Here is a 20,679-nt window from a genome sequence, read left to right as displayed (position 1 = left end):
TTGCGGTCGAAAGCCGGGATTTCCCGGCTTTTTCTATTTTTCCGATGATCCGGCGAACCGACAGGAATCGGCTGCGCCATAACGCTATAATTCCTGCCCCTCAACGCTGCCCTTTCCCGAGTGTCCGCTTCACCGCCCCTGCTTCCGCTTCCCGCTCTGCCCAAGGCCGGCAGCCGCATTGACCTGCCGGCGCTGGCCGGCTCTGCGGATGCCCTGGCGCTGGCCGAGATCGCCACGCGCCACCCCGGCAAGTTGCTCGCCGTCGTGACGGCCAGCGCGGCAGACGCGCAGCGACTGCTCGATGAAGTTCCATGGTTCGGGCCTGGCTTGCGCGTCCGCCTGCTACCGGACTGGGAAACGCTGCCCTACGATCATTTCTCACCCCATCAGGATCTCGTATCCGAACGCCTGGCCACCCTCTGGGCCGCCACTCAGGGCGACATCGACATCCTCCTCGTGCCGGCCTCGACGGCCGTTTATCGACTGGCACCGCCGGCTTTCCTGGCGGCCTATACCTTCGCCTTCAAGAAGGGCCAGACGCTCGACGCCGAGAAATTCCGCAGCCAGGTGACGCTGGCCGGCTACGCCCATGTCACCCAGGTCGTGTCACCGGGTGAATACTCGATTCGCGGCGGTCTGATCGATCTCTTCCCGATGGGCTCGCAACTGCCTTACCGGCTCGACCTGTTCGACGATGAAATCGAAAGCATCAAGACCTTCGACGTCGATACCCAGCGGACGGTCTATCCGGTGCCGGAAGTCCGCCTGCTGCCGGCCCGCGAATTCCCCATGGACGACAAGGGACGGACGCATTTCCGCCAGTGCTTCCGCGAGCGCTTCGAGGGCGACCCGGCCAAGTCGGGCATCTACAAGGACATCTCGACGGGCATTGCCAGCGCCGGCATCGAGTACTACCAGCCGCTCTTCTTCGACGAGATGGCCAGCCTTTTCGACTACCTGCCGAAGGATGCCGTCTTTGTCACCCATGGCGACGCACCGGCCGCCATTGCCGCCTTCTGGGCCGATACCCGGTCGCGCTACAACCTGTTGCAGGGCGACAAGTCACGACCGCTACTGCCACCGGATGAACTTTTTCTCTCCGACGAAGCCTTTTTCACCGCCGCCAAGGCCTACGGACGGCTCGCCTTTGAGCGCCAGAATGCGGCCGGCACGCTACCCAACATTGCCGTTGACCGACGCAGCGATACGCCGCTCGGTGCACTGAAAGACTACCTCACCGGTTTCGCCGGCCGCATCTTGCTGGTCGCCGAAACCGCCGGTCGGCGTGAAACCCTGGCCGCGATGTTTGCCGAACATGGCCTGAAACCCGAGGGCCTCGCCGATCTGCCAGCTTTCCTGACCGGCAAGGCCCATCTGGCACTCGGCATCGGGCCGCTGCAAGCCGGTTTCGCCCTGGAAAAACTGGCCTTCATCACCGAGACTGAACTGTTCGCCGGCAGCCCGCGCCGCACCCGGCGGGAGGCACAGAAGAAAGCCAGCTTCGATAACTGGCTGAAGGATCTCACTGAACTCAAGGTGGGCGACCCGGTGGTTCATGAAAGCCACGGCATCGGACGTTATCAGGGTCTGGTCCGCATGGATCTCGGCCTCGGCGAACAAGAGTTCCTTGAACTTCACTATGCCAGCGATGCCAAGCTCTTCGTTCCAGTGGCGCAACTGCACGTCATTTCCCGCTACTCCGGCGCCGACCCGGACAGCGCCCCGCTGCACATCCTCGGTTCCGGCCAGTGGGAAAAAGCCAAGCGCAAGGCCGCCGAGCAGGCCCGCGACACCGCCGCCGAACTACTCTCACTGTATGCCGCCCGCGCTGCCCGTCAGGGCCACGCCTTCGACTTCAAGGAAACCGATTACGAGGCCTTCGCCGACGGTTTCGGCTTCGAGGAGACCAACGACCAGGCCACTGCCATCGCTGCCGTCATCAACGACATGCGCTCTGGCAAGCCGATGGACCGCCTGGTCTGTGGCGACGTCGGTTTCGGCAAGACCGAGGTCGCCCTACGCGCCGCTTTTTGTGCTGTGGCCGGTGGCAAGCAGGTCGCCGTGCTATGCCCGACCACCCTGCTCTGCGAACAGCATTACCAGACCTTTACCGACCGCTTTGCCGACTGGCCGGTGCGCATCGCCGAAATCTCCCGCTTCAAGACCGCCAAGGAGTCAGCGCAGGCGCTGCAGGAACTGGCTGACGGCAAGATCGACATCATCATCGGCACCCACAAGTTGATCGGCAAGGACGTCAGGTTCAACCGCCTCGGCCTCGTCGTCATCGACGAAGAACACCGTTTCGGCGTACGCCAGAAGGAAACCCTGAAAGCCATGCGAGCCGAGGTCGATGTCCTGACCCTGACGGCAACGCCCATCCCGCGCACGCTGGCAATGAGCATGGAGGGCCTGCGCGACTTTTCGGTGATCGCCACTGCGCCGCAGAAACGTCTGGCCATCAAGACCTTCGTCAGCCGCTTCTCCGACGGCATCATCCGCGAAGCCGTGCTGCGCGAACTCAAGCGCGGCGGCCAGGTGTATTTCCTGCACAACGAGGTCGACACCATCGACAACATGCGCGAAAAGCTCGAAAAGCTGGTGCCCGAGGCGCGCATCGTGATCGGCCACGGCCAGATGAACGAGCGCGAACTCGAACGCGTCATGCGCGACTTTACCGGCCAGCGCGCCAACCTGCTGCTGTGCACGACCATCATCGAAACCGGCATCGACAACCCGCACGCCAACACCATCCTGATCAACCGCTCCGAGAAATTCGGCCTCGCCCAGTTGCACCAGTTGCGTGGCCGGGTCGGCCGTTCACACCATCAGGCCTACGCCTATATGCTGGTGCAGGACGAAAAGTCGATGACCAAGCAGGCCAAGATGCGCCTCGAAGCCATTCAGGCCATGGAAGAACTCGGTTCCGGCTTCTTCCTCGCCATGCACGACCTCGAAATCCGGGGCGCCGGCGAAGTGCTCGGCGACAACCAATCGGGCGAGATGCAGGAAGTCGGCTTCAACATGTACGCCGAGATGCTCAACCGCGCCGTTTCCGCCCTCAAACAGGGCAAGCATCTGGCCGCCACCGACCTCACCCAGCCGCTCGGCATCGGCACCGAAATCAACCTGCGTACCCCGGCCCTGCTGCCCGACGCCTACTGCCCCGATGTGCACGAACGCCTGACCCTCTACAAGCGTCTGGCCAATGGCGAAAGCGCCGAGGAAATCGACACCTTGCAGGAAGAACTGATCGACCGTTTCGGCGAACTGCCCTTGCAAGCGCAATCCCTGCTCGCCACGCACCGCCTGCGCCTGCTGGTCAAACCGCTGTGCATCCAGAAGCTGGATGCCACCAATGACCAGATCACCCTGCAGTTCAGTCCGGAATTTGCCCGGCTCGCCCCTATCGAACCGATCAAGATTATCAATTTGATCCAGAAAGACCGCAGCTATAAGCTGGCCGGACAGGATAAAATTTCACTTTTACGCCACTGCCCCACCCTGAATGACAAGGTAGCCGCAGTGAAAGACATGATTCGCAAGCTGACCCAATAGATTATGACCACGCAAAAAATCGACAACGTAAACGTTAGTGCCTTCGACGCCATGCCGACGCCGGACGAAATCCAGCATCGCCTGCCGCTCTCTGCCAAGGCTGCCAAGACCGTCACCCACGGCCGCAACCTGTTGCGCAAGATTCTTGACCGCAAGGACCACCGCCTGTTCGTCGTCGTTGGCCCCTGCTCCATCCACGATCCGATCGCTGGCATGGACTACGCCCGCCGCCTGAAAAAGCTGGCCGATGACGTCGGCGACACGCTGCAGATCGTCATGCGCGTCTATTTCGAAAAGCCGCGTACGACGGTCGGCTGGAAGGGCTACATCAACGACCCGTTCATGGATGATTCCTTCCAGGTCAATGTCGGTATGGAAAAGGCCCGCCAGTTCCTGCTCGACGTTAACGAACTCGGCCTGCCCACCGGCACCGAGGCGCTCGACCCCTATGGCCCGCAATACTACGGCGATCTCATCACGTGGACGGCTATCGGCGCGCGTACCACCGAATCCCAGACGCACCGCGAAATGTCATCCGGCCTGTCCACGCCGGTCGGCTTCAAGAACGCCACCAGTGGCGATCTGGCCGTCGCCACCAATGCCATCCTGTCGGCCTCCAATCCGCACTCCTTCCTTGGCCTCAACAGCGAAGGCCGCGTCGCCATCGTGCGCACCACTGGCAATGCCTACGGCCATGTCGTACTGCGTGGTGGCGACGGCAAGCCGAACTACGATGCGGTATCGGTCGCCGTGGCCGAACAGGCCATGGTCAAAGCCAAGCTGCCGACCAATATCGTCGTCGATTGCTCGCATGCCAACAGCTCGAAAAAACCTGAATTGCAGCCGCTGGTCATGGCCGACGTGGTCAACCAGATCCGCAATGGCAACAAGTCGCTGCTCGGCGTCATGATCGAATCGAACATCGAAGCCGGCAACCAGCCCATCCCGGCCGACCTGAGCCAGCTCAAATATGGCTGCTCGGTCACCGATGGCTGCGTCGACTGGGCCACCACCGAAAAGATGATCCGCGACGCCGCCGTCATGCTGCGCGACGTTCTGCCGGAACGGTTGTCCTGAGAAACTCATAACGCGGAATAATCGCATGACCGGTCAAACTGAAAACCAGCCGCCCGAGCCCCCGGAAACCGCCGCCTGTCACCCCTCCGTTCGCCGGTGGATTTACCTGCGCGGTGCGCTGATCGGTTTGCTCGTTGGCGCCTGGTGGATTTTCTTTGCCCCCGACGACCTTATGGAATCCTCGCTCAAGATCACACTCGGCCTTGTCGCCGCAGTGATCGCCACGGGAAGCTATCTGTTCAATCTCCGCCAGACGCTTTGGCCGTCGACAAATGCGCCGGCTGCCGGCGAGAGCGCCGGGGCACCACGGGAATAAACGCAGCGTCCACCTCAATCGGAACACCATGAACCTGATCATCCAGGGCGGCGCCCTTCCTACCTTCCTGCTTGAACGTCTGGTCGCCGCCACTGGCGCATCGACCGTCGAACCCCGCCCACCGCAGGTGGTTCGCCTCAAGGGTACGACGCGGACGGCGGAATTCGACGCCCTGATCCCGTTGATCGAAGCAGAAAAGCTCGACTGGGCCTTTGTCGAAACCGGCAAGAAGCTCTCCGACTTCGGCCTGATCTGCTTCGACATGGATTCGACACTGATCACCATCGAATGCATCGATGAACTCGCCGACTTCGCCGGCAAGAAGGAAGAAGTCTCGGCCGTCACCGAAGCCGCCATGCGGGGCGAGATTGACTACCGCGAAAGCCTGCGCCAGCGTCTCGCCCTCCTCGCCGGGCTGGATGCCCGCGTCCTCGCCCGCGTCTTTGGCGAGCGCCTGCTGCTCTCACCCGGCGCCCGCGAACTGCTTGAGGCCGCCCAGAACGCCGGACTGCGCACCGCCATCCTGTCGGGAGGCTTTACCTATTTCACCGAACGCCTGCGCATCGAACTCGGCTTCGACTTTGCCACGTCGAACGAACTCGAGATTTCTGGCGGCAAGCTGACCGGCCGCGTCGTCGGCGACATCGTCGACGCCTCTGCCAAAGCCCACCACCTCGCCCGCCTGACCGACGAACTCGGGCTCAAAAAGGCCCAGGTCATCGCCTGCGGCGATGGTGCGAATGACCTGCTGATGATGGCGCAATCAGGACTATCCGTAGCCTTCCGGGCCAAACCGGCAACCCGCGCCAAGGCTGACATTGCGATCAACTTCGGCGGCCTGGATTCACTGCTTAACCTGTTCGACTAGCCCCACCGGCTGGCGCGAATCTACCCCGTCAGTCGATACCGTCCCCCGCCCTGAGCCTTTAGTCACCCGAATGACTACAAGAACGATGGGCTTGGTGGTGGCAAAACCGGTTTTTGGGTATGCGTCACGATTGCCTTGCGCAGTGTAACGAGGCCCTCGAGAAGCACCCGGCTGCAGGCATTTTGCTCGGCCAGCAAGGCACTTGCCTGAGTATGCTCACCACGAGAAAGGCAGGCCCCGATTTCTGCACTGATGCGATAGACGTTCATGTGCAAATCAGGGATTTTCTTGAACTCGGGCATGCTCCCGTAGCGGTCCTTGGCGATTCCGTAATACCAGTGGCCAAAGGAGCTTTTTTGCAAACTGCGGATGCGTGAAAGCAGCAGCTCACTATCTTCGCGCTTGACTGCCGTGGCGACAATCTTTATCCAACGTCGCTGTTCAACTTCCGCCGCGAGTAAGGGAAAGTCGCTACGGCGCCATGGCAACTTGAGGCTGGCTGCCCAGGCCGGGTCTGGTCGATAGGTCTCGACCCAGTTTTGAACTTCGTCGGCCGGCATCGGACGGGCGATGGCATAGCCTTGTACGACGTCGCAGTTAAGGCGCAGGAGCACGATACCCTGCTCGATAAATTCAACACCCTCGGCAACAATTTTACGTTTGAATGCCGAGGCCAGGGCCTGAATGCAGACAATCGCATCGGCGCCTTCCGGGGTATCCAGCAGATCACGCACGAACGACTGGTCGATTTTCAGGGTTCTGGCAGGCAGTCGTTTCAAATAGAGCAGGGACGAATAGCCCGTGCCAAAATCATCCAGGGCAAACTGGACGCCCAGCTCGGTACATTTTTTGATTACCTTTGAAACATGCGCGACATCTTCCAGAGCGGCAGTTTCGAGAATTTCGAGTTGCAGGTCACGTGGATTCAGCTGCGGAAATGCGGCTAGTTGATTGGCAAGACTTGAGACAAAATCCGGATCGAGCAGATGACCACCGGAGATATTCACGCTGACGGGAAGTTGATGCCCTTCCGCCTGCCATTTGGCCATCTGACCGAGGGCCTCACGAATCGCCCAGTTGCCGATATCGACCAGTAGCGGATGGTCGCCGAGGGGCAGCAGAAAGTCGGCGGGAGACAGCAAGCCAAGCTCAGGATGCTGCCAACGGATCAGCGCCTCCATGCCGACAACCTTGCCACGCCGCATATCGACCTTGGGTTGATAGAAAAGGCGAAACTCGTTGTCCTGACAGGCTTTCTTGATACGCGAGACATTCTCCCGCTTACTTCTGGTTCGCTGGTCGTGTTCGATATCGAATAAATGAATCCGGTTTCGGCCTTCCTCTTTTGCGACATACATAGCCTGGTCGGCATGTCGCAACAGGTTGTCCGGGTCTCCATCGTCACCCGGGATCAGGGTGTAACCGATACTGGCCGAGATTACAGCCGTTGCCGAATCGACTGAGTAAGGCCGTGCCACGCTGTCCAGCATGCGCAATATGACCGTTTTGGCATCCTGGGGGCCTTCCAGATCGGTCAGCAGTACCGCGAATTCATCGCCGCCGATACGCGCCACAGTATCCCCTTCGCGGACCGCCTGCTTCAGTCGCTGAGCCACTTCGATCAGAACCAGATCGCCGTTATTGTGCCCGTACAGATCGTTGATCGGCTTGAAATCATCCAGATCGAGAAAACAGACGGCAACCAACCCCTTTCGCCGCGTTGCCTGCGCCAGCCCATGCTGGATCCGATCGACCAGTAGCACGCGATTGGGCAATCCGGTCAATGCATCGTGATAGGCAAGATGCTCGAGTTGTCGCTGACTTTCCTTTAATGCCGAGATATCGGTATAAATGGCAACAAAATGCGTCACTTCACCTATCGAATCGTAGACCGCACTCACCGACATAAACTCGGTACATAGTTTCCCGTTCTTCCGCAGGTTGCTGACCTCTCCGCGCCAGAAACCTTTGGTCTGAAGGCTTTCCCGCAGGGAATCCCGGAATTCAACGGGGTGATGATCCGATGTCAGCAGATTGGATTGACGCCCAATCAGTTCGTCCGGGGGAAAACCGGTAATTTTGCTATAGGCGCGATTCACATCGACGACCACCCCAAGGGGGTCAGTAATCATGATACCGTCATGTGAATTGGCAAATACATTGGCAGCCAGACGTATCCGGCTTTCATCCATGCGTATGACATGAGTGTCAATGGTCGGATTATTGAGTGAGCCGCTGCTAACCAGATTATGTAAGCCAAAGATGGTTGATTCGATCCAGGCCTCGTCATCCAGGTCGACGTGGCGCGCCTCCATCGCGGGGTGCTTTCTAGAAAATGGCATTGCGAATAATTGGCATTGGACGTTAAACAGGCTTATTCCAGAACATACCGATAATTTGATTTTCGTCGCTCATGCAGAATCAACGAGCACAAGCGATACCTCATGGTCTGTTAAAAAATTATTCATGTCATCACCCCGTGGCATGAGAAGGGTGAAACGCCAGACTCCTGTCTGAAACTACCCGATGACCTTCGATAAATTTGTCTTCTCTTCAAACCTGAGCCTCAGGATTGAAAAGAAGGCGGGTAGCAATGCAATGTGAATACAGCTGGATCGCACCCACTCAACGCAGCACATCCGCTTTTGTGACCAGTTCCACCACCGACGCGACTTCCATCTTCTGGAAAACCGCAGCTCGGTGGGTTTTGACTGTATTGACCGTGACGCCCAGCTCCTCTCCAATTTCACGGTTCGTCTTGCCGCTAACAACTAGCCAGAATACGGCGCGCTGAGCCGGAGAGAGTGACTCGAAGCGCCCCCGAACTTCCATTCTTTTCCGTACCGACAACGATCGGGTGGTCGCCGGCTTCGCTATCGTCGGTCGATTGGGAAACACATGCTCGTCGAGCATGGCGACCAATTCACTATCAAAATCAATGCCTTGCCTTATGGCAGAACTGAGATCCACCAAACGGTTATCAAACAGGACAACGTGATCACCCAGCCAATCCTTGAGAAGGCGGTTCATTTGACTGGCTGCAGTCCCCAGATTGTCGTGAATGAATTGAGGCGTGAACTTCTTCAGTTGCTTCAACATCCCTTCGTGAGAAGCCTTGTGCGCCCTGATGTGAGCCTGGCAATTCGACGTTGATGGCAACAATTCCATCATTCTTTCTTCGTAGGTGGAATGTCCGATATGAAACGCCATTAGCTCGCTGACAATCACCGCCAGGGACGTGGCGCATTGCTTGCACTGTAGCGAAGTGCATTCATTGCATGGCGCGCAGAGACTTTGGTCTGCCCTAGGACAAAACGTTGCCAACTCGCCAACCATGCTCTCCAGGATCTGATGCTGCTGATCGATTTCGGCGTGACCAGTATGGTGTGTTTTCATCGGGTTCTCAAAAGACTGATGGGTTTATAACTGTATGAATTATAGGGAGATGGATGCCACGAGACATCACCCCATGGGGTGATGTCTCGGACAGTCGGTGCACCCACTCCTCCGCCAGACAACAAAGGCAAGGCAAAACCGCATTTTTCGTGGTGAATGTCTCAACCCACACTGGCTTGATTACCTCTGGAGAAGCCGAAAACTTTCACTCAAAACCGGCAATAAATCCCGCACGGCACCACCTCACACTATAGGGACATCGCCAAACTGGAAACCACTACAAATAGGGAGGAAAACTGGCCAGGCAAAAGCAAACCCGAATACCAGGTTTCGACGTCGAATGGTGAGTGCCCTGACAGACAATTTCTGTCAGGGAGACAATTGCTCATTAGCAATGCCGGGAAATTCAATCACGGCGGCAACAAGGACCATTCGTCGCAACACTACGGCAACCCTGTCGCATTTGCGACAACGAGACCAACACGACCGTCAGAACAAAGCCCCATCTCACTGATTTAACTGCGAAATTATCACTGGCACAGCGATTGCTGAATAGGCTCCGACTGCATTCGAGGAGCCGACATCGTGGAACTACCAGTTATCAGCAACACAGCCCCCGCCGCTGAAGGTGGCGGTTGTGCATCCAGCGGCTGCGGCACGGCGCCTGACGCCCTGGGCCACCTGCCCGATCATATCCGCGCCAAGGTCCAGGATCACCCCTGCTATTCGGAGGAAGCGCACCACTACTTTGCCCGCATGCACGTGGCCGTCGCCCCGGCCTGCAACATCCAGTGCAATTACTGCAACCGCAAGTATGACTGCTCGAACGAGTCGCGCCCCGGTGTGGTTTCCGAACTCCTCACTCCCAAGCAGGCGATCAACAAGGTGCTCGCCGTCGCCGCCGCCATTCCGCAAATGACGGTACTGGGCATCGCCGGACCTGGCGACCCCCTGGCCAACCCGGCGCGTACCTTTGAAACCTTCGAACAGCTTTCCGAGCGCGCCCCGGATATCAAGCTCTGCGTGTCGACCAACGGCCTCAATCTTCCACAGTACGTGGACCGCATTGCCCAACACAATATCGACCACGTAACCATCACCATCAACTGCGTCGATCCCGAAGTCGGCGCCAAAATTTATCCGTGGATCTACTGGGAGAACAAGCGCATCACCGGCGTCGAAGGTGCGCGCATTCTCATCGAACAGCAGCAGAAGGGCCTGCAGATGCTGACTGACCGGGGCATCCTGGTGAAGGTCAATTCGGTACTCATCCCTGGCGTCAATGACGAGCATCTCAAGGAGGTCTCGAAGATCGTCAAGGCCAAGGGTGCTTTCCTGCACAACGTCATGCCGCTGATCGCCGAACCCGAACACGGCACCTACTACGGCATCATGGAACAACCGGAACCAACGCCCGAGCAGTTGCAGGACCTGCAGGACGCCTGTGCCGGCGACATGGCGATGATGCGCCATTGCCGCCAGTGCCGTGCCGATGCGGTCGGCCTCCTCGGCGAGGACCGCGGTGAGGAATTCACCATGGACAAGATCGACGTCATGGATGTCGATTACGAGTCCGCCATGGTCCGCCGCAAGGAAGTGCATGACTCGATCATCGAGCAACTCGAAGCCAAGCGCGGCGTCGCCAAGCCCAAGGCCGAAGGTATTCCCGAAGGATCGCGGCCGGTGCTCATGGCGGTCGCCGGCAAGAATGGCGTCGTTGCCGAGCACTTCGGCCATGCCAAGGAGTTTCTGATCTACGAAGCCTCGCCGGAAGGCGTGCGCTTCATGAGCCACCGCAAGACCGAACTCTATTGCGGCGGCATGGATGCCTGCGGCGATGGCGATGTCGTCGATGCCGGGGCGACGGAATCCCTGCTCGACCGCAACATCCGCATTCTCGAAGGCTGCGAGGTGGTGCTCTGTTCGAAGGTCGGTTACGAGCCGTGGGCCAAGCTGGAAGCCGCCGGCATTGCGCCGAATGGTGAACACGCCATGGAGCCAATCGAGGAAGCGGTGATGGCGGTGTACAAGGAAATCGCAGCGACCGGCAAGTTACTGCCCAAATCCGAAACTCTCAAGGTGGCGTAAATGGCACTGCAAATCACCGAATCCTGTGTCAATTGCTGGGCCTGCGTCGATGTCTGCCCGAACGATGCGATCTACCAGGACACTCCGCATTTCCTCATCGACGATGGCAAATGCACCGAATGCCTGGGCGATCACGGCGTGCCCCAATGCGCTGCGATCTGCCCGATCGAGATGGCCATCGTCAATGAACTGGGCGAGTTCCTCAACCCGCCCGGGTCGCTGACCGGCATCCCGATTGAAAAACTGAAGGAATTCGGCCTGTGGCGGGAAGCAGCTTAATGGCCATCGTCACTTTCTACGAAAAGCCCGGCTGCAAGGGCAATCTTCGCCAGAAGACCCTGCTCGCCGCAGCCGGCCATACGGTCCAGGCAAAAAGTCTGAAAACCGAGCCGTGGACAGCCGACCGGCTACTCGCCTTCCTCGGCAAGCTACCGGTCAGCGCCTGGTTCAACCCGTCTGCACCGGACATCAAGTCGGGCGAGATCGTGCCGGAGAATCTGGGCTTCGAAGATGCCCTGCACATGCTCCTGCACAACCCCCTGCTCATTCGTCGCCCCCTCATGGAAATCGGCGACGAACGGCTGGTCGGTTTTGACATTGCGGCAGTCGATGCCTGGATCGGGCTGAACAACGTCGAACTGCCGGAAGGCAATATCGAAGCCTGCGTGCATGGCCCGGCCGGCCACGGCAGCTGCGGCAGCCACGCTCACGAGGCAGAGGAAGGCCAGGATGGCCGCTGCGGGACTCACTAAGCTCGCGGTAGAAATCGCGCCGGGCGTCCACTGGGTGGGCGCCCTCGACCCGCATCTGCGCAGTTTCGACATCATCCTCAAAACCGCCAACGGCACCAGCTACAACGCCTATGTCGTGCGCGGCGAACACGGCGTGGCGATCATCGACACGGTGAAAGAAAATTTTGCCGACGACTTCTTCCGTCGCCTCGAATCGGTCGCCCGCTACGACGAAATCACCACCATCGTCCTCAATCATCTCGAACCGGATCACAGCGGTGCCCTGCCCGAATTGCTCAAGCGCGCCCCGCAGGCCAAGGTGTATCTGTCGAGCCGCGCCCAGATGATGCTCAAGGCGCTGCTCAAGCCGACCGGCGAGAAACCGCCCGAATACATCCCGGTGACCACCGACGACGAGGTCGATCTCGGTGGCCGCACCCTGCGCTTTTTGCACACGCCCTACCTGCACTGGCCGGACACCCAGTGCACCTATCTGGTCGAGGATGGCCTGCTGTTTACCGGCGACATCTTCGGCTGCCATTTCTGCGATACCCGGCTGTTCAACGACACCGTCGGCGATTTCCGCTTTTCCTTCGAGTACTACTACGCCCACATCATGCGGCCCTTCCGCGAGTATGTGCTCGATGCCATCGCCCTGATCGAGCCGCTTGATCTCAACCTGATCGCCCCGGCGCACGGCCCCATCCTCCGCCATGCGCCGCGTGACTACGTGCACCGCTACCGCGAACTGGCAACACCGCGTCTATTCAACGAGGCGCGCAGCGAAAAGACGCTGGTTGTCTTCTATATCTCGGCCTACGGCAACACCCGGCGCATGGCCGAAGCACTTGCCGCCGGAGCCGAATCGATGGGTGGCGTACGCGTCTCGCTGTACGACCTGGAAGGTGGCGAATCGGGCATCTTCACCGACCTCATCGAAGAAGCCGACGGCCTCGCCTTCGGCAGCCCGACCATCAATGCCGATGCCGTCAAGCCGATCTGGGATGTGCTGTCCTCACTGACCACCGTCAACGTCAAAGGCAAGCTCGGTGCTGCCTTCGGTTCCTACGGCTGGAGCGGCGAGGCGGTACGCCTGATCGAGGACCGCCTGCGTGGCCTCAAGCTGCGCGTCCCGGTCGAAGGCCTGCGCATCAAGCTGGTACCGGACGCCGGCGAACTGGAAGCCTGCCGTGATCTCGGCGAACAACTGGCGCGTCACCTCACCGGCCGGGTCGAACACCGTGAAATTGACCTGGCGACACTCGCCTAATCCATAACAAACAGGGGGAATCAATGCCTAAAGCCAAAGTTACTTTCGAAGATATCGGCGTCTCGGTCACCGTACCGGCTGGCACCCGGCTCATCGAAGTCTCCGAAAAAGTCGGGGCCGGCATCACTTACGGCTGCCGTGAAGGCGAGTGCTGCACCTGCCTGACCAAGATCGTTTCCGGGGCCGAAAACCTCGCCCCGCCGAGCATGCTCGAAGACCAGGTACTCAAGGACAACCTCGCCCCGCGCAACCATCGTCTGGCCTGCCAGGCCCAGATCATTGGCGGCGACATCGTGGTGAAGCCCGCCTAAGAGCCGGTGCGACCGAACAAGATTAAAAGCCATAACCCAACCCCAACCGAGAAATTCAAATCAACCCGCTATCCAGGAGAACTCAAGCATGGCCCTCATCACTTTCACCAGTCCGCTGCACAAGGACAAGACGGTCTACGCCGTTGCCGGCAGCCACACCCAGACCATTCTGTCGCTGGCCAAGGAACATCACATCCCGATCGACTTCGGCTGCCAGGAAGGCAACTGCGGCACCTGTCTGGTCAAGGTCTCATCGGTTGACGGCAAGCGCGCCCCGATGGGCGGTCCGCTCAATGTCCGCGAAGTCGCCGCACTGAGCGAACTCGGCCACATCACCAAGGCCCAGATCGAGCAGATGTACGTCGACGACATCCCGCCGACCCAGTGGCGTCTGGCCTGCCAGATGATTGTCCGCGACGAGGACATCCTGGTCGAGTATCCGAGCAAGTAAGGCGCTGATCATGAACGGACCGGACCGGCTGCCCTACCGCAGCACCCTGTTTGCCGAGTTGCTGGCCATGCCGGTGGCGACGGCGCGGGCGGCAGCCGATCCGAACCGTTCCCTGCTCGCCAGCCTGGTCGCCGGGCAGATCACCGGCAGCGGTTGCCTGCCAACCGATCTGGGACTGGGCAAAGCCGTCCACACCCACCTCATCACCACCTATTTCCCGGAACTCGACACCCACGGACCGCAACGTAGCGTCGAATCAATTCCGGAATGGAGCGACCTGCAAAAACTGTTGCTCGAGAACCGCGCCTGCGAACATCCGTCCGAACTGCTGATTGCCAATATTGTCGCCACCGCCTGCGCTGGACGCGACCATCTCTGGCAAGATCTTGGCCTGGCCAACCGCGAGGAATTGTCGCGGCTGATGTGGGTCAACTTCCCCGCCCTCGCCCGCGCCAACACCAGCGACATGAAGTGGAAGAAATTCCTCTACCGCCAGTTTTGCGCACAGGAAGGCATTTACGTGTGCCCTGCTCCGTCCTGCGGGGTCTGCAAGGATTACGCCCAATGTTTTGGTCCGGAGAACTGATCGCCCGAACCGCGCCGGTGCGCCGTCGCACCGGGCCGGCCTACCCGCCGCATGTCAACCGGGGCATCGCCGCCTATCTCGGCCTCGCCGTCGGCGACGCGCTGGGGGCGACAGTCGAGTTCCTGACCCCCAATGAAATCCGCCACCAGATCGGCCTGCACTGCGATATCACCGGTGGCGGCTGGCTGCGTCTGAAGGCCGGCCAGGTCACCGACGACACAACCATGTCACTGGCCCTCGGCGAGGCCATCATTGGCCAGGGCCGCGTCGACGCGCAGGCCGCAGCCGATGCCTTCGATGCCTGGATGCGTGGCAAGCCGGTGGACATCGGCAACACCGTGCGTCGCAACCTGATCACTTTTCGCAAAACGGGCAAGCCGGAAGCCGCCGCCTCCGAACACGATGCCGGCAACGGCGCCGCCATGCGCGTCCTGCCCGTCGCCCTCGCCTGCTACGGTCATCCGGAAGAAGACAGCCTGGCCGCCAGCCGCGCCCAGGCTCACGTCACGCACCACAACACGCTGTCTGACGCAGCCTGCGAAACGCTGACCCTGATGGTCCAGGATTTCCTCGCCGGCCGCGATGCCATCGATGTCGAACGGCAGCGGGCCGGCAAGCTGGTCAGCGAGTTTCCCGTTTTTGCCTACGACAAGCGCCGCCGCGAAAACCCCAGCGGCTTCGTCGTCGACACCCTGCAGGCCGTCTTCCAGGCCTTTTTCGCGACGGAAACCTTCGAGGATTGTCTGATCGACGTGGTCAACCGCGGCGGCGATGCCGACACCACGGGCGCTATCGCCGGCATGCTGGCCGGTGCCCGCTACGGCCTGGACAGCATCCCCAACCGCTGGCTCAAGGCCATTGACGAGAAAATCTCAAGTCTGTGTTCGGCTCAGGCCCGCGCCCTGCTGGCCCGGCCCATGGCCGACCAGGCTGAATTCACCCCCGACTGACCAGAAAATCAGGAACCGCCCGGCCGGCCAGCTTCAGGATTCATTCATCGGCAGCTCAAGCCAGTGCACCAGGGTTTCGTACAGTTTGTCAGGCTCGACAGGCTTGCTGACATGGTCGTTCATCCCGGCTTCAATACAGACTTGCCTATCCTCATCAAACGCATTGGCCGTCATCGCCAGAATCGGCGTCTGGCGGTATCCCGGCAAGCCGCGGATTTCCCGCGTCGCATCGATCCCGTTAACATTCGGCATCTGCATGTCCATCAGGATCAGTGCATAGCGGTTTCGCCCGGCCAAAACCACCGCCACGCCACCATCTTCAGCCAAATCAACGACCAGCCCGACCTCTTCGAGCAAGGCCCGCGAGACCTCCTGATTGATCGGCTCGTCTTCTGCCAGCAAGACCTGGGTGCCGGCATGCTGGTTGCGCAATCTTTCTGCGGCAGCTTGCCCAGACATGGGCTGTAGCGCAGCCACAAGGCCGGCACTCGATGTCCCCTTGCCAACCCGGACGGTAAACCAGAAAGTACTGCCTACGCCCAACTGGCTGTCGACACCAATATCGCCGCCCATCAGCTTGGCCAGCCGCTTACTGATGGCCAGCCCGAGCCCGGTACCACCGTACTTGCGGGTCATCGAGCCATCGATCTGCTCGAAAGCAGTAAACAGACGCTTCTGATCGTCGCCCGAAATGCCAATGCCGGTATCCTCAATCTCGCAGCGCACCAGGACGCTGTCAGGACTTTCTTCGACTAGCCGGACGCGCACCGAAACACTGCCGACCTCGGTAAATTTGACGGCGTTGGCGGTCAAATTGAGCAGAATCTGGCCCAGATGCTGGGGATCACCCAGCAAATTCATGCGGGCCAGTACAGGGGGCAAATCGACATGAAATTGCAGGCCTTTGTCCGCGACCTTCTGGCTGATCAGGCTGGTCAGGTTTTCGAGCACGGTGCCGAGCATGAAGTTGTTCTGCGCCAGCGTCATCCGCTCGGCCTCGATCTTCGAGATATCAAGAATATCGTTGATGATGCCGAGCAGGTGATGCGCGGCCTTGTCGACCTTCTCCAGCTGATCCCGAAGTTTGGGGTCATTGGCATGGCGCAGGGCAATGCTGTTCATGCCCATGATGGCATTCATCGGCGTCCGCAACTCGTGGCTCATATTGGCCAGGAAGGCGCTCTTGGCCCGGTTCGAAGCCTCGGCCAGCTCCTTGGCGACGGACAGGGCAGCCGTGCGTTCCTGGACCAGTGATTCGAGATGGTGGCGATGCTGCTCGAGTTCCTGCTCAGCCGCCTTGCGCTCGGTGATGTCGGTGTGGGTCCCGCTCATTCGGATTGGCTTGCCGCTGGCGTCTCGCTGCAGCACATTGGCCTGATCAAGCACCCAGCGAATGCTGCCATCCTTGTGCAGCATGCGATATTCGGCATTATGCGATCGGGCCCGACCTTCAAGGACGTTGTTGATCGACGCCCAGGCCGCCACCCGGTCGTCGGGAAAGATAAAGTCCGTCCATTGTTGCGCCGTGGTCTGGATTTCCTCGTAGGAGTAGCCGAGGATGGTCGCCCAGCGTTCGTTACGATAGACCACACCCGCGGCAATGTTCCAGTCCCAGAACCCAAGATCCGCCCCCTCCAGCACAAAGCGCAGCTGCTCTTCACTGGCCCGCAACTCTTCGGCCCGGGCTTTCAGGGAGGATTCACGCTGACTCAACATCTCCAGCAGCCGGTTGAAGCCGCCGATCAGTTGGCCAATTTCATCCTGACTGGTCACCGGCAAAGGCTGCACCGGTTCGTCGCCAGCCACCTGGGTGGCCAGCACCCGACTGGCCGTGAGCATTGGCGCCAACTGTCCCTGCAGGATGCGAGAGATTAACCACCAGGTCACAGCGCCAGCCAGCAGGGTCGCCAGCAGCGCGCCCAGCAACAAGCGATCAAGGACCGTATCAACCGGGGCGAAGGCTTCCTGGCTGGGCAATGTCGCCAGAACGTACCAGCCCGCCACCGGAATGGTTTTGCCCGACACCAGCACCTGGACACCTTTCGGATTGACGGCAACAGCGGACCCTTCATAGCCGTCAGCGAATTTATCAACCCAGGCATTCACCCCCGGCGGAGGCAGTTGCTCCATGATCCGCGAACGCTCGGTGGCGGTGATGACCAGCCGGCTTTGTGCCGCAATCAGCACATAGCCACCGCTCTGCCCGTAACGGCTCGCGGTCAGTTTGTCGAGAAAGTTGGGCCGCCCCAGATTGACCGCTGCCACCAGGGCGCCGATAACCTTGCTGTGACCATCCCGTATTGGCGTAACCAGGCTTAGCACAGGTGCCTTCAGCGCCTTTCCGATGACGGGTTTGGCGAAGCCCGACCTGCCTTCCCTGAGTGCAGCCGCGATGAAATCACGATCCATGTAATTGGTGCCGACCCGCCCATCAAGCCTCGGCGAATCAGCAATGGCCGTGCCCTCCGACCCGATGACAAAGACGCCGGCGTTGAACAGGATATTGACGAAGGGACGCTGGTCGAGCAGTTCCTGAATCTCCGCCGGCTTGGTCATCATCGACGGCGTAATCTGCCTGGCGATTCCCTCCAGCCCTATCATCCGGTCACGCAACTCCTCGTTCACATGGGCGGCGACAAAAGACACTGTCGCGAACTGCTGCTCACCCAGAGTGCGCTCCATGTCTGCCCGCAACAGGCGACTGCCGTATAAGGCCAGCGACCAGATACTGATCACGAAAACCAGCAGCATAAGCAGGGTTACGCGGGTTTTCAGCGAATACCAGTAGAAGCTATGCAAGGGCATACCTGCTTCCTTGCCCGGATCGGGCAGACGGTCTGGGGTATCGTCTGGTGGCACTGAAAATTCAGCAACACCACACGGTAATCTATAAAACCAACAAAGGTGTTAAAAGTGTATACCGCATCGCCTCTTAAATACAGGGCTTTTCGTTCAGCCCGTCGCTTTCTTGCTGCGCAGCAGGATCAGGCACTCCCGTGAAGCGGCCAGATCAAGGGCACTGAAGTCGTCGAAGTTCTTCAATGTCGCGTTGGCGCCTTTATTCAGCAGCAATTCGACGAGGTCGGGCTTGCTGTTCGAGGCGACGTACATCAGGCAGGTCGCACCGTTGCCGTTCTGCACATCGATACCGATGCCGGCGGCGATCAGCCGCTCGATGAGGGCATGGCTGCCGTTGTAGCAGGCCAGCCACAAGGCATTGCAGCCATCAGCATTGAGGGCGTCGAGGTCGACCCCCAGGGAAATCAGCTCATCGACCAAATCGAGCCGGCCAAGCTTGGCAGCGCGCATCAATGGCGTGAAGCGGCCGTCGGCCTGCGGCGCATTGATGTTGTCGGCGGCAAAGCCGTGTTCGGCGAGGAAGGCTGCAAGTTGTGGGGTCATGGCTGGTCCTGTTGGCGTTGCGGGTAAGGCGGGCCGGTTTCGATCCGTTCATCGGTGATCGCGGTGCCCACCGTAAAGTGATAGACGCTCTGGTAACGCGAATCGCGCAAGCCGATCAACTGGTGCACCGGGTCATCGAAAAAGCAGCCGATACCGGTGCCGCGCACCCCGGCAGCCTCGGCTTCAAGATAGAGCACCTGACCAATCAGACCGGCTTCGCGCAGCAATTCGCGGTAACCGTTCCCCGCGCCGGCGGCGACATCGAATTCGCCGAGCATGCCGAGGGAGAAGGCACTGGTTGAAGCAATATCCTGATGGCAGGAGAGTGATCGCGCCAGACGCTGCATTTCCTGCAACCCGAGTTTGGCCAGCCGGATCAGGCCAAGATGGGGCGGGCATTCGGGGTCGATCTCAGTGACCGGGCAACGGGCGGCAAAGCGCTCGTCGGCCGGCATCAGCGCCTCGGTGAGTTCGCTGGCCGCAGCCGGGGTGCGGGGCAGCAGGTAGAGGCCGGGGGACAGGCCATCGACGCGCAGCACAAAGAGCAGGAGATGGATATGCGGATTGGCATTGTGTGCCAGCCAGGGGCTTTGGGAGCGGGGCAAAACGGCATCGAGCATCCGGTAGAAGACCGCTTTGGGCAGGCTGCAACGGGGATCGAAGCGCTGACCACTGCGTCGCTGGCGAATGATTTTGGCCGCGCCGGCCAGCGTCGTATGAGGGGCCAGCGCCGGCAGTGACAGCAGGCTCGATTCCGGCTGGCGCTCCGCGACACGACTGGCCGCCGCCACCTGATCGATGGCCGGCCAGCGATAGCCGGGCGATGCGTCGATACGGCTGGGCTTGCCTTGCCAGTCGGCGCTTTGCAGCCAATCGGGCAGCGCCATGCCGACGGGCACTGCACTCAGGCCGGCGGCGCGGATGGCGAAGAGGATTTCCGGCTCTTCGTTTTCAGTAAAAGCGAAACGCGAGGCGGGGAAGTCGTCAGACCGGTCAACACCGAGGCAATGGCCCAGCGTGTCGGTGCTGATGGCCAGCGGCACGACTTCCCAGCCGAGCAGCGCCGCCGCATAGGCGAGCGCCCCGGCGGCATGGCCGACATCGAGCTGGCAGTAGCGAAAGGCGCGTTCGCCGTATTTCCAGGCTTCACGCCACATGATGCTGGTCAAACCGACGGCCAGCCAGGCATCACCGCCCCCCGGGGCAGTGAGCGCCCGGCCTTCGAGGGCGTGGTTCTCCGGGTCGTAGTGATGCAGGCCATCGCCGACCCCGGCCAGACCGCAACTCAGAACATAGGCTTCAACCGGGTGCAGGTTGCCGGATGAAGGATTGCAACGCAGCGCCCAGCGGTTCGGCCCCCAGCTTTTCCAGGCGGACAGGCCGAAGGACAGTTCCAGCAAGGCCCCCAGGCTGTTGAGGTCAGCGGCGATGGCAACTGCCGGCTTGTCCGGAAGTTGCCGGTAGGGCCGCTCGAAGCGATCGGCGGCCAGCGGCAATTCGCACAGGGGTGCCCCCGGATAGTGGCGAAAGGCCGCCGGCTGGGCATCCCAGTCAAGCTGACCGGGGCCTTCGGCATAGGCGTCGAAGCGGTGCTTGGTCCGGGCGTGGTAAGCGCGTACAACATCTTGTGAGGTATCCGACACGATGGGGGGTTTCCTTGGCGTTTGGTGGATTTCAG

Annotated in this window: 17 protein-coding genes; 12 read left to right on the top strand and 5 right to left on the bottom strand. The window is 60.2% G+C overall.

Features of this window, described 5'->3' with window-relative positions; translation table 11 throughout:
• The first annotated feature begins 120 nt into the window (after positions 1–120).
• Genes mfd through serB form a run of 4 tightly spaced genes read left to right on the top strand, consistent with a single transcriptional unit; the run spans position 121 to position 5,816 of the window.
• Entirely contained in the window at positions 121–3,555 is a 3,435-nt protein-coding gene (gene mfd / locus HYN24_RS06835) for a transcription-repair coupling factor (RefSeq protein ID WP_117608549.1), read from the top strand.
• Positions 3,556–3,558: 3 nt separating this feature from the next.
• Positions 3,559–4,632: a 3-deoxy-7-phosphoheptulonate synthase gene (locus HYN24_RS06830; protein ID WP_117608548.1), complete on the top strand. Its 1,074-nt coding sequence runs from the start codon at positions 3,559–3,561 to the stop codon at positions 4,630–4,632.
• A 25-nt stretch (positions 4,633–4,657) separates the two neighbouring features.
• Positions 4,658–4,948, top strand: a complete 291-nt coding sequence (locus tag HYN24_RS06825; RefSeq protein ID WP_117608547.1) for a hypothetical protein — start codon at positions 4,658–4,660, stop codon at positions 4,946–4,948.
• Between the two features lie 28 nt (positions 4,949–4,976).
• Entirely contained in the window at positions 4,977–5,816 is an 840-nt protein-coding gene (gene serB, locus HYN24_RS06820; RefSeq protein ID WP_117608546.1) for a phosphoserine phosphatase SerB, read from the top strand.
• Between the two features lie 74 nt (positions 5,817–5,890).
• Here the strand turns inward: serB and HYN24_RS06815 are convergent, their stop codons facing one another.
• Both HYN24_RS06815 and HYN24_RS06810 read right to left on the bottom strand, forming a co-directional pair.
• Positions 5,891–8,131, bottom strand: a complete 2,241-nt coding sequence (locus tag HYN24_RS06815) for an EAL domain-containing protein (protein ID WP_162888628.1) — start codon at positions 8,129–8,131, stop codon at positions 5,891–5,893.
• Between the two features lie 310 nt (positions 8,132–8,441).
• A complete protein-coding gene (locus HYN24_RS06810; RefSeq protein ID WP_117608544.1) occupies positions 8,442–9,212 on the bottom strand; it encodes a LuxR C-terminal-related transcriptional regulator in 771 nt (256 codons plus the stop codon).
• A 585-nt stretch (positions 9,213–9,797) separates the two neighbouring features.
• Here HYN24_RS06810 and nifB point away from each other — a divergent pair.
• The 8 genes from nifB (at position 9,798) to draG (ending at position 15,599) form a co-directional block, all read left to right on the top strand.
• Entirely contained in the window at positions 9,798–11,300 is a 1,503-nt protein-coding gene (gene nifB / locus HYN24_RS06805; RefSeq protein ID WP_117608543.1) for a nitrogenase cofactor biosynthesis protein NifB, read from the top strand.
• Positions 11,301–11,579: a 4Fe-4S binding protein gene (locus tag HYN24_RS06800; protein WP_117608542.1), complete on the top strand. Its 279-nt coding sequence runs from the start codon at positions 11,301–11,303 to the stop codon at positions 11,577–11,579. It begins immediately after the preceding gene.
• The gene (locus HYN24_RS06795; protein ID WP_117608541.1) at positions 11,579–12,052 is read left to right on the top strand and encodes a hypothetical protein; all 474 of its coding nucleotides are present in this window, start codon (positions 11,579–11,581) and stop codon (positions 12,050–12,052) included. The genes HYN24_RS06800 and HYN24_RS06795 overlap by 1 nt, the downstream gene beginning before the upstream one ends.
• Positions 12,030–13,301 carry an FprA family A-type flavoprotein gene (locus HYN24_RS06790; RefSeq protein WP_117608540.1) on the top strand — a complete coding sequence of 424 codons (1,272 nt, stop codon included), beginning with the start codon at positions 12,030–12,032 and terminating at the stop codon, positions 13,299–13,301. The genes HYN24_RS06795 and HYN24_RS06790 overlap by 23 nt, the downstream gene beginning before the upstream one ends.
• Positions 13,302–13,324: 23 nt before the next feature.
• Complete coding sequence (locus tag HYN24_RS06785) at positions 13,325–13,612, top strand: 2Fe-2S iron-sulfur cluster-binding protein (protein ID WP_117608539.1); 288 nt, start codon at positions 13,325–13,327, stop codon at positions 13,610–13,612.
• Positions 13,613–13,700: 88 nt separating this feature from the next.
• On the top strand, positions 13,701–14,063 hold the full coding sequence (locus tag HYN24_RS06780; protein ID WP_117608538.1) for a 2Fe-2S iron-sulfur cluster binding domain-containing protein: 363 nt from the start codon (positions 13,701–13,703) through the stop codon (positions 14,061–14,063).
• Between the two features lie 10 nt (positions 14,064–14,073).
• On the top strand, positions 14,074–14,649 hold the full coding sequence (locus HYN24_RS06775) for a nitrogen fixation protein NifQ (RefSeq protein ID WP_117608537.1): 576 nt from the start codon (positions 14,074–14,076) through the stop codon (positions 14,647–14,649).
• Positions 14,628–15,599 carry an ADP-ribosyl-[dinitrogen reductase] hydrolase gene (gene draG, locus HYN24_RS06770; RefSeq protein ID WP_117608536.1) on the top strand — a complete coding sequence of 324 codons (972 nt, stop codon included), beginning with the start codon at positions 14,628–14,630 and terminating at the stop codon, positions 15,597–15,599. The genes HYN24_RS06775 and draG overlap by 22 nt, the downstream gene beginning before the upstream one ends.
• A 33-nt stretch (positions 15,600–15,632) precedes the next feature.
• Here the strand turns inward: draG and HYN24_RS06765 are convergent, their stop codons facing one another.
• The 3 genes from HYN24_RS06765 to HYN24_RS06755 form a co-directional block, all read right to left on the bottom strand.
• On the bottom strand, positions 15,633–18,458 hold the full coding sequence (locus HYN24_RS06765; RefSeq protein WP_117608535.1) for an ATP-binding protein: 2,826 nt from the start codon (positions 18,456–18,458) through the stop codon (positions 15,633–15,635).
• A gap of 93 nt (positions 18,459–18,551) precedes the next feature.
• Positions 18,552–19,001 (bottom strand): ankyrin repeat domain-containing protein, encoded by a 450-nt coding sequence (locus HYN24_RS06760; RefSeq protein WP_117608534.1) that lies wholly within the window; start codon positions 18,999–19,001, stop codon positions 18,552–18,554.
• Complete coding sequence (locus HYN24_RS06755) at positions 18,998–20,644, bottom strand: SagB/ThcOx family dehydrogenase (protein ID WP_117608533.1); 1,647 nt, start codon at positions 20,642–20,644, stop codon at positions 18,998–19,000. The genes HYN24_RS06760 and HYN24_RS06755 overlap by 4 nt, the downstream gene beginning before the upstream one ends.
• Positions 20,645–20,679: the final 35 nt, after the last annotated feature.

The organism is Dechloromonas sp. HYN0024 (assembly GCF_003441615.1).
Lineage (GTDB): Bacteria > Pseudomonadota > Gammaproteobacteria > Burkholderiales > Rhodocyclaceae > Azonexus.
This window is presented reverse-complemented; position numbering and strand designations above follow the sequence as displayed.

Bases quoted from the DNA above. Each gene is read 5' to 3' on its own strand.
- HYN24_RS06775 (WP_117608537.1), top strand. From the start codon at position 14,074: ATGAACGGACCGGACCGGCTGCCCTACCGCAGCACCCTGTTTGCCGAG.
- HYN24_RS06780 (WP_117608538.1), top strand. From the start codon at position 13,701: ATGGCCCTCATCACTTTCACCAGTCCGCTGCACAAGGACAAGACGGTC.
- serB (WP_117608546.1), top strand. From the start codon at position 4,977: ATGAACCTGATCATCCAGGGCGGCGCCCTTCCTACCTTCCTGCTTGAA.
- draG (WP_117608536.1), top strand. From the start codon at position 14,628: ATGTTTTGGTCCGGAGAACTGATCGCCCGAACCGCGCCGGTGCGCCGT.
- HYN24_RS06800 (WP_117608542.1), top strand. From the start codon at position 11,301: ATGGCACTGCAAATCACCGAATCCTGTGTCAATTGCTGGGCCTGCGTC.
- HYN24_RS06810 (WP_117608544.1), bottom strand. From the start codon at position 9,212: ATGAAAACACACCATACTGGTCACGCCGAAATCGATCAGCAGCATCAG.
- HYN24_RS06790 (WP_117608540.1), top strand. From the start codon at position 12,030: ATGGCCGCTGCGGGACTCACTAAGCTCGCGGTAGAAATCGCGCCGGGC.
- HYN24_RS06830 (WP_117608548.1), top strand. From the start codon at position 3,559: ATGACCACGCAAAAAATCGACAACGTAAACGTTAGTGCCTTCGACGCC.
- HYN24_RS06785 (WP_117608539.1), top strand. From the start codon at position 13,325: ATGCCTAAAGCCAAAGTTACTTTCGAAGATATCGGCGTCTCGGTCACC.
- HYN24_RS06815 (WP_162888628.1), bottom strand. From the start codon at position 8,131: ATGGAGGCGCGCCACGTCGACCTGGATGACGAGGCCTGGATCGAATCA.
- HYN24_RS06760 (WP_117608534.1), bottom strand. From the start codon at position 19,001: ATGACCCCACAACTTGCAGCCTTCCTCGCCGAACACGGCTTTGCCGCC.
- HYN24_RS06795 (WP_117608541.1), top strand. From the start codon at position 11,579: ATGGCCATCGTCACTTTCTACGAAAAGCCCGGCTGCAAGGGCAATCTT.
- HYN24_RS06825 (WP_117608547.1), top strand. From the start codon at position 4,658: ATGACCGGTCAAACTGAAAACCAGCCGCCCGAGCCCCCGGAAACCGCC.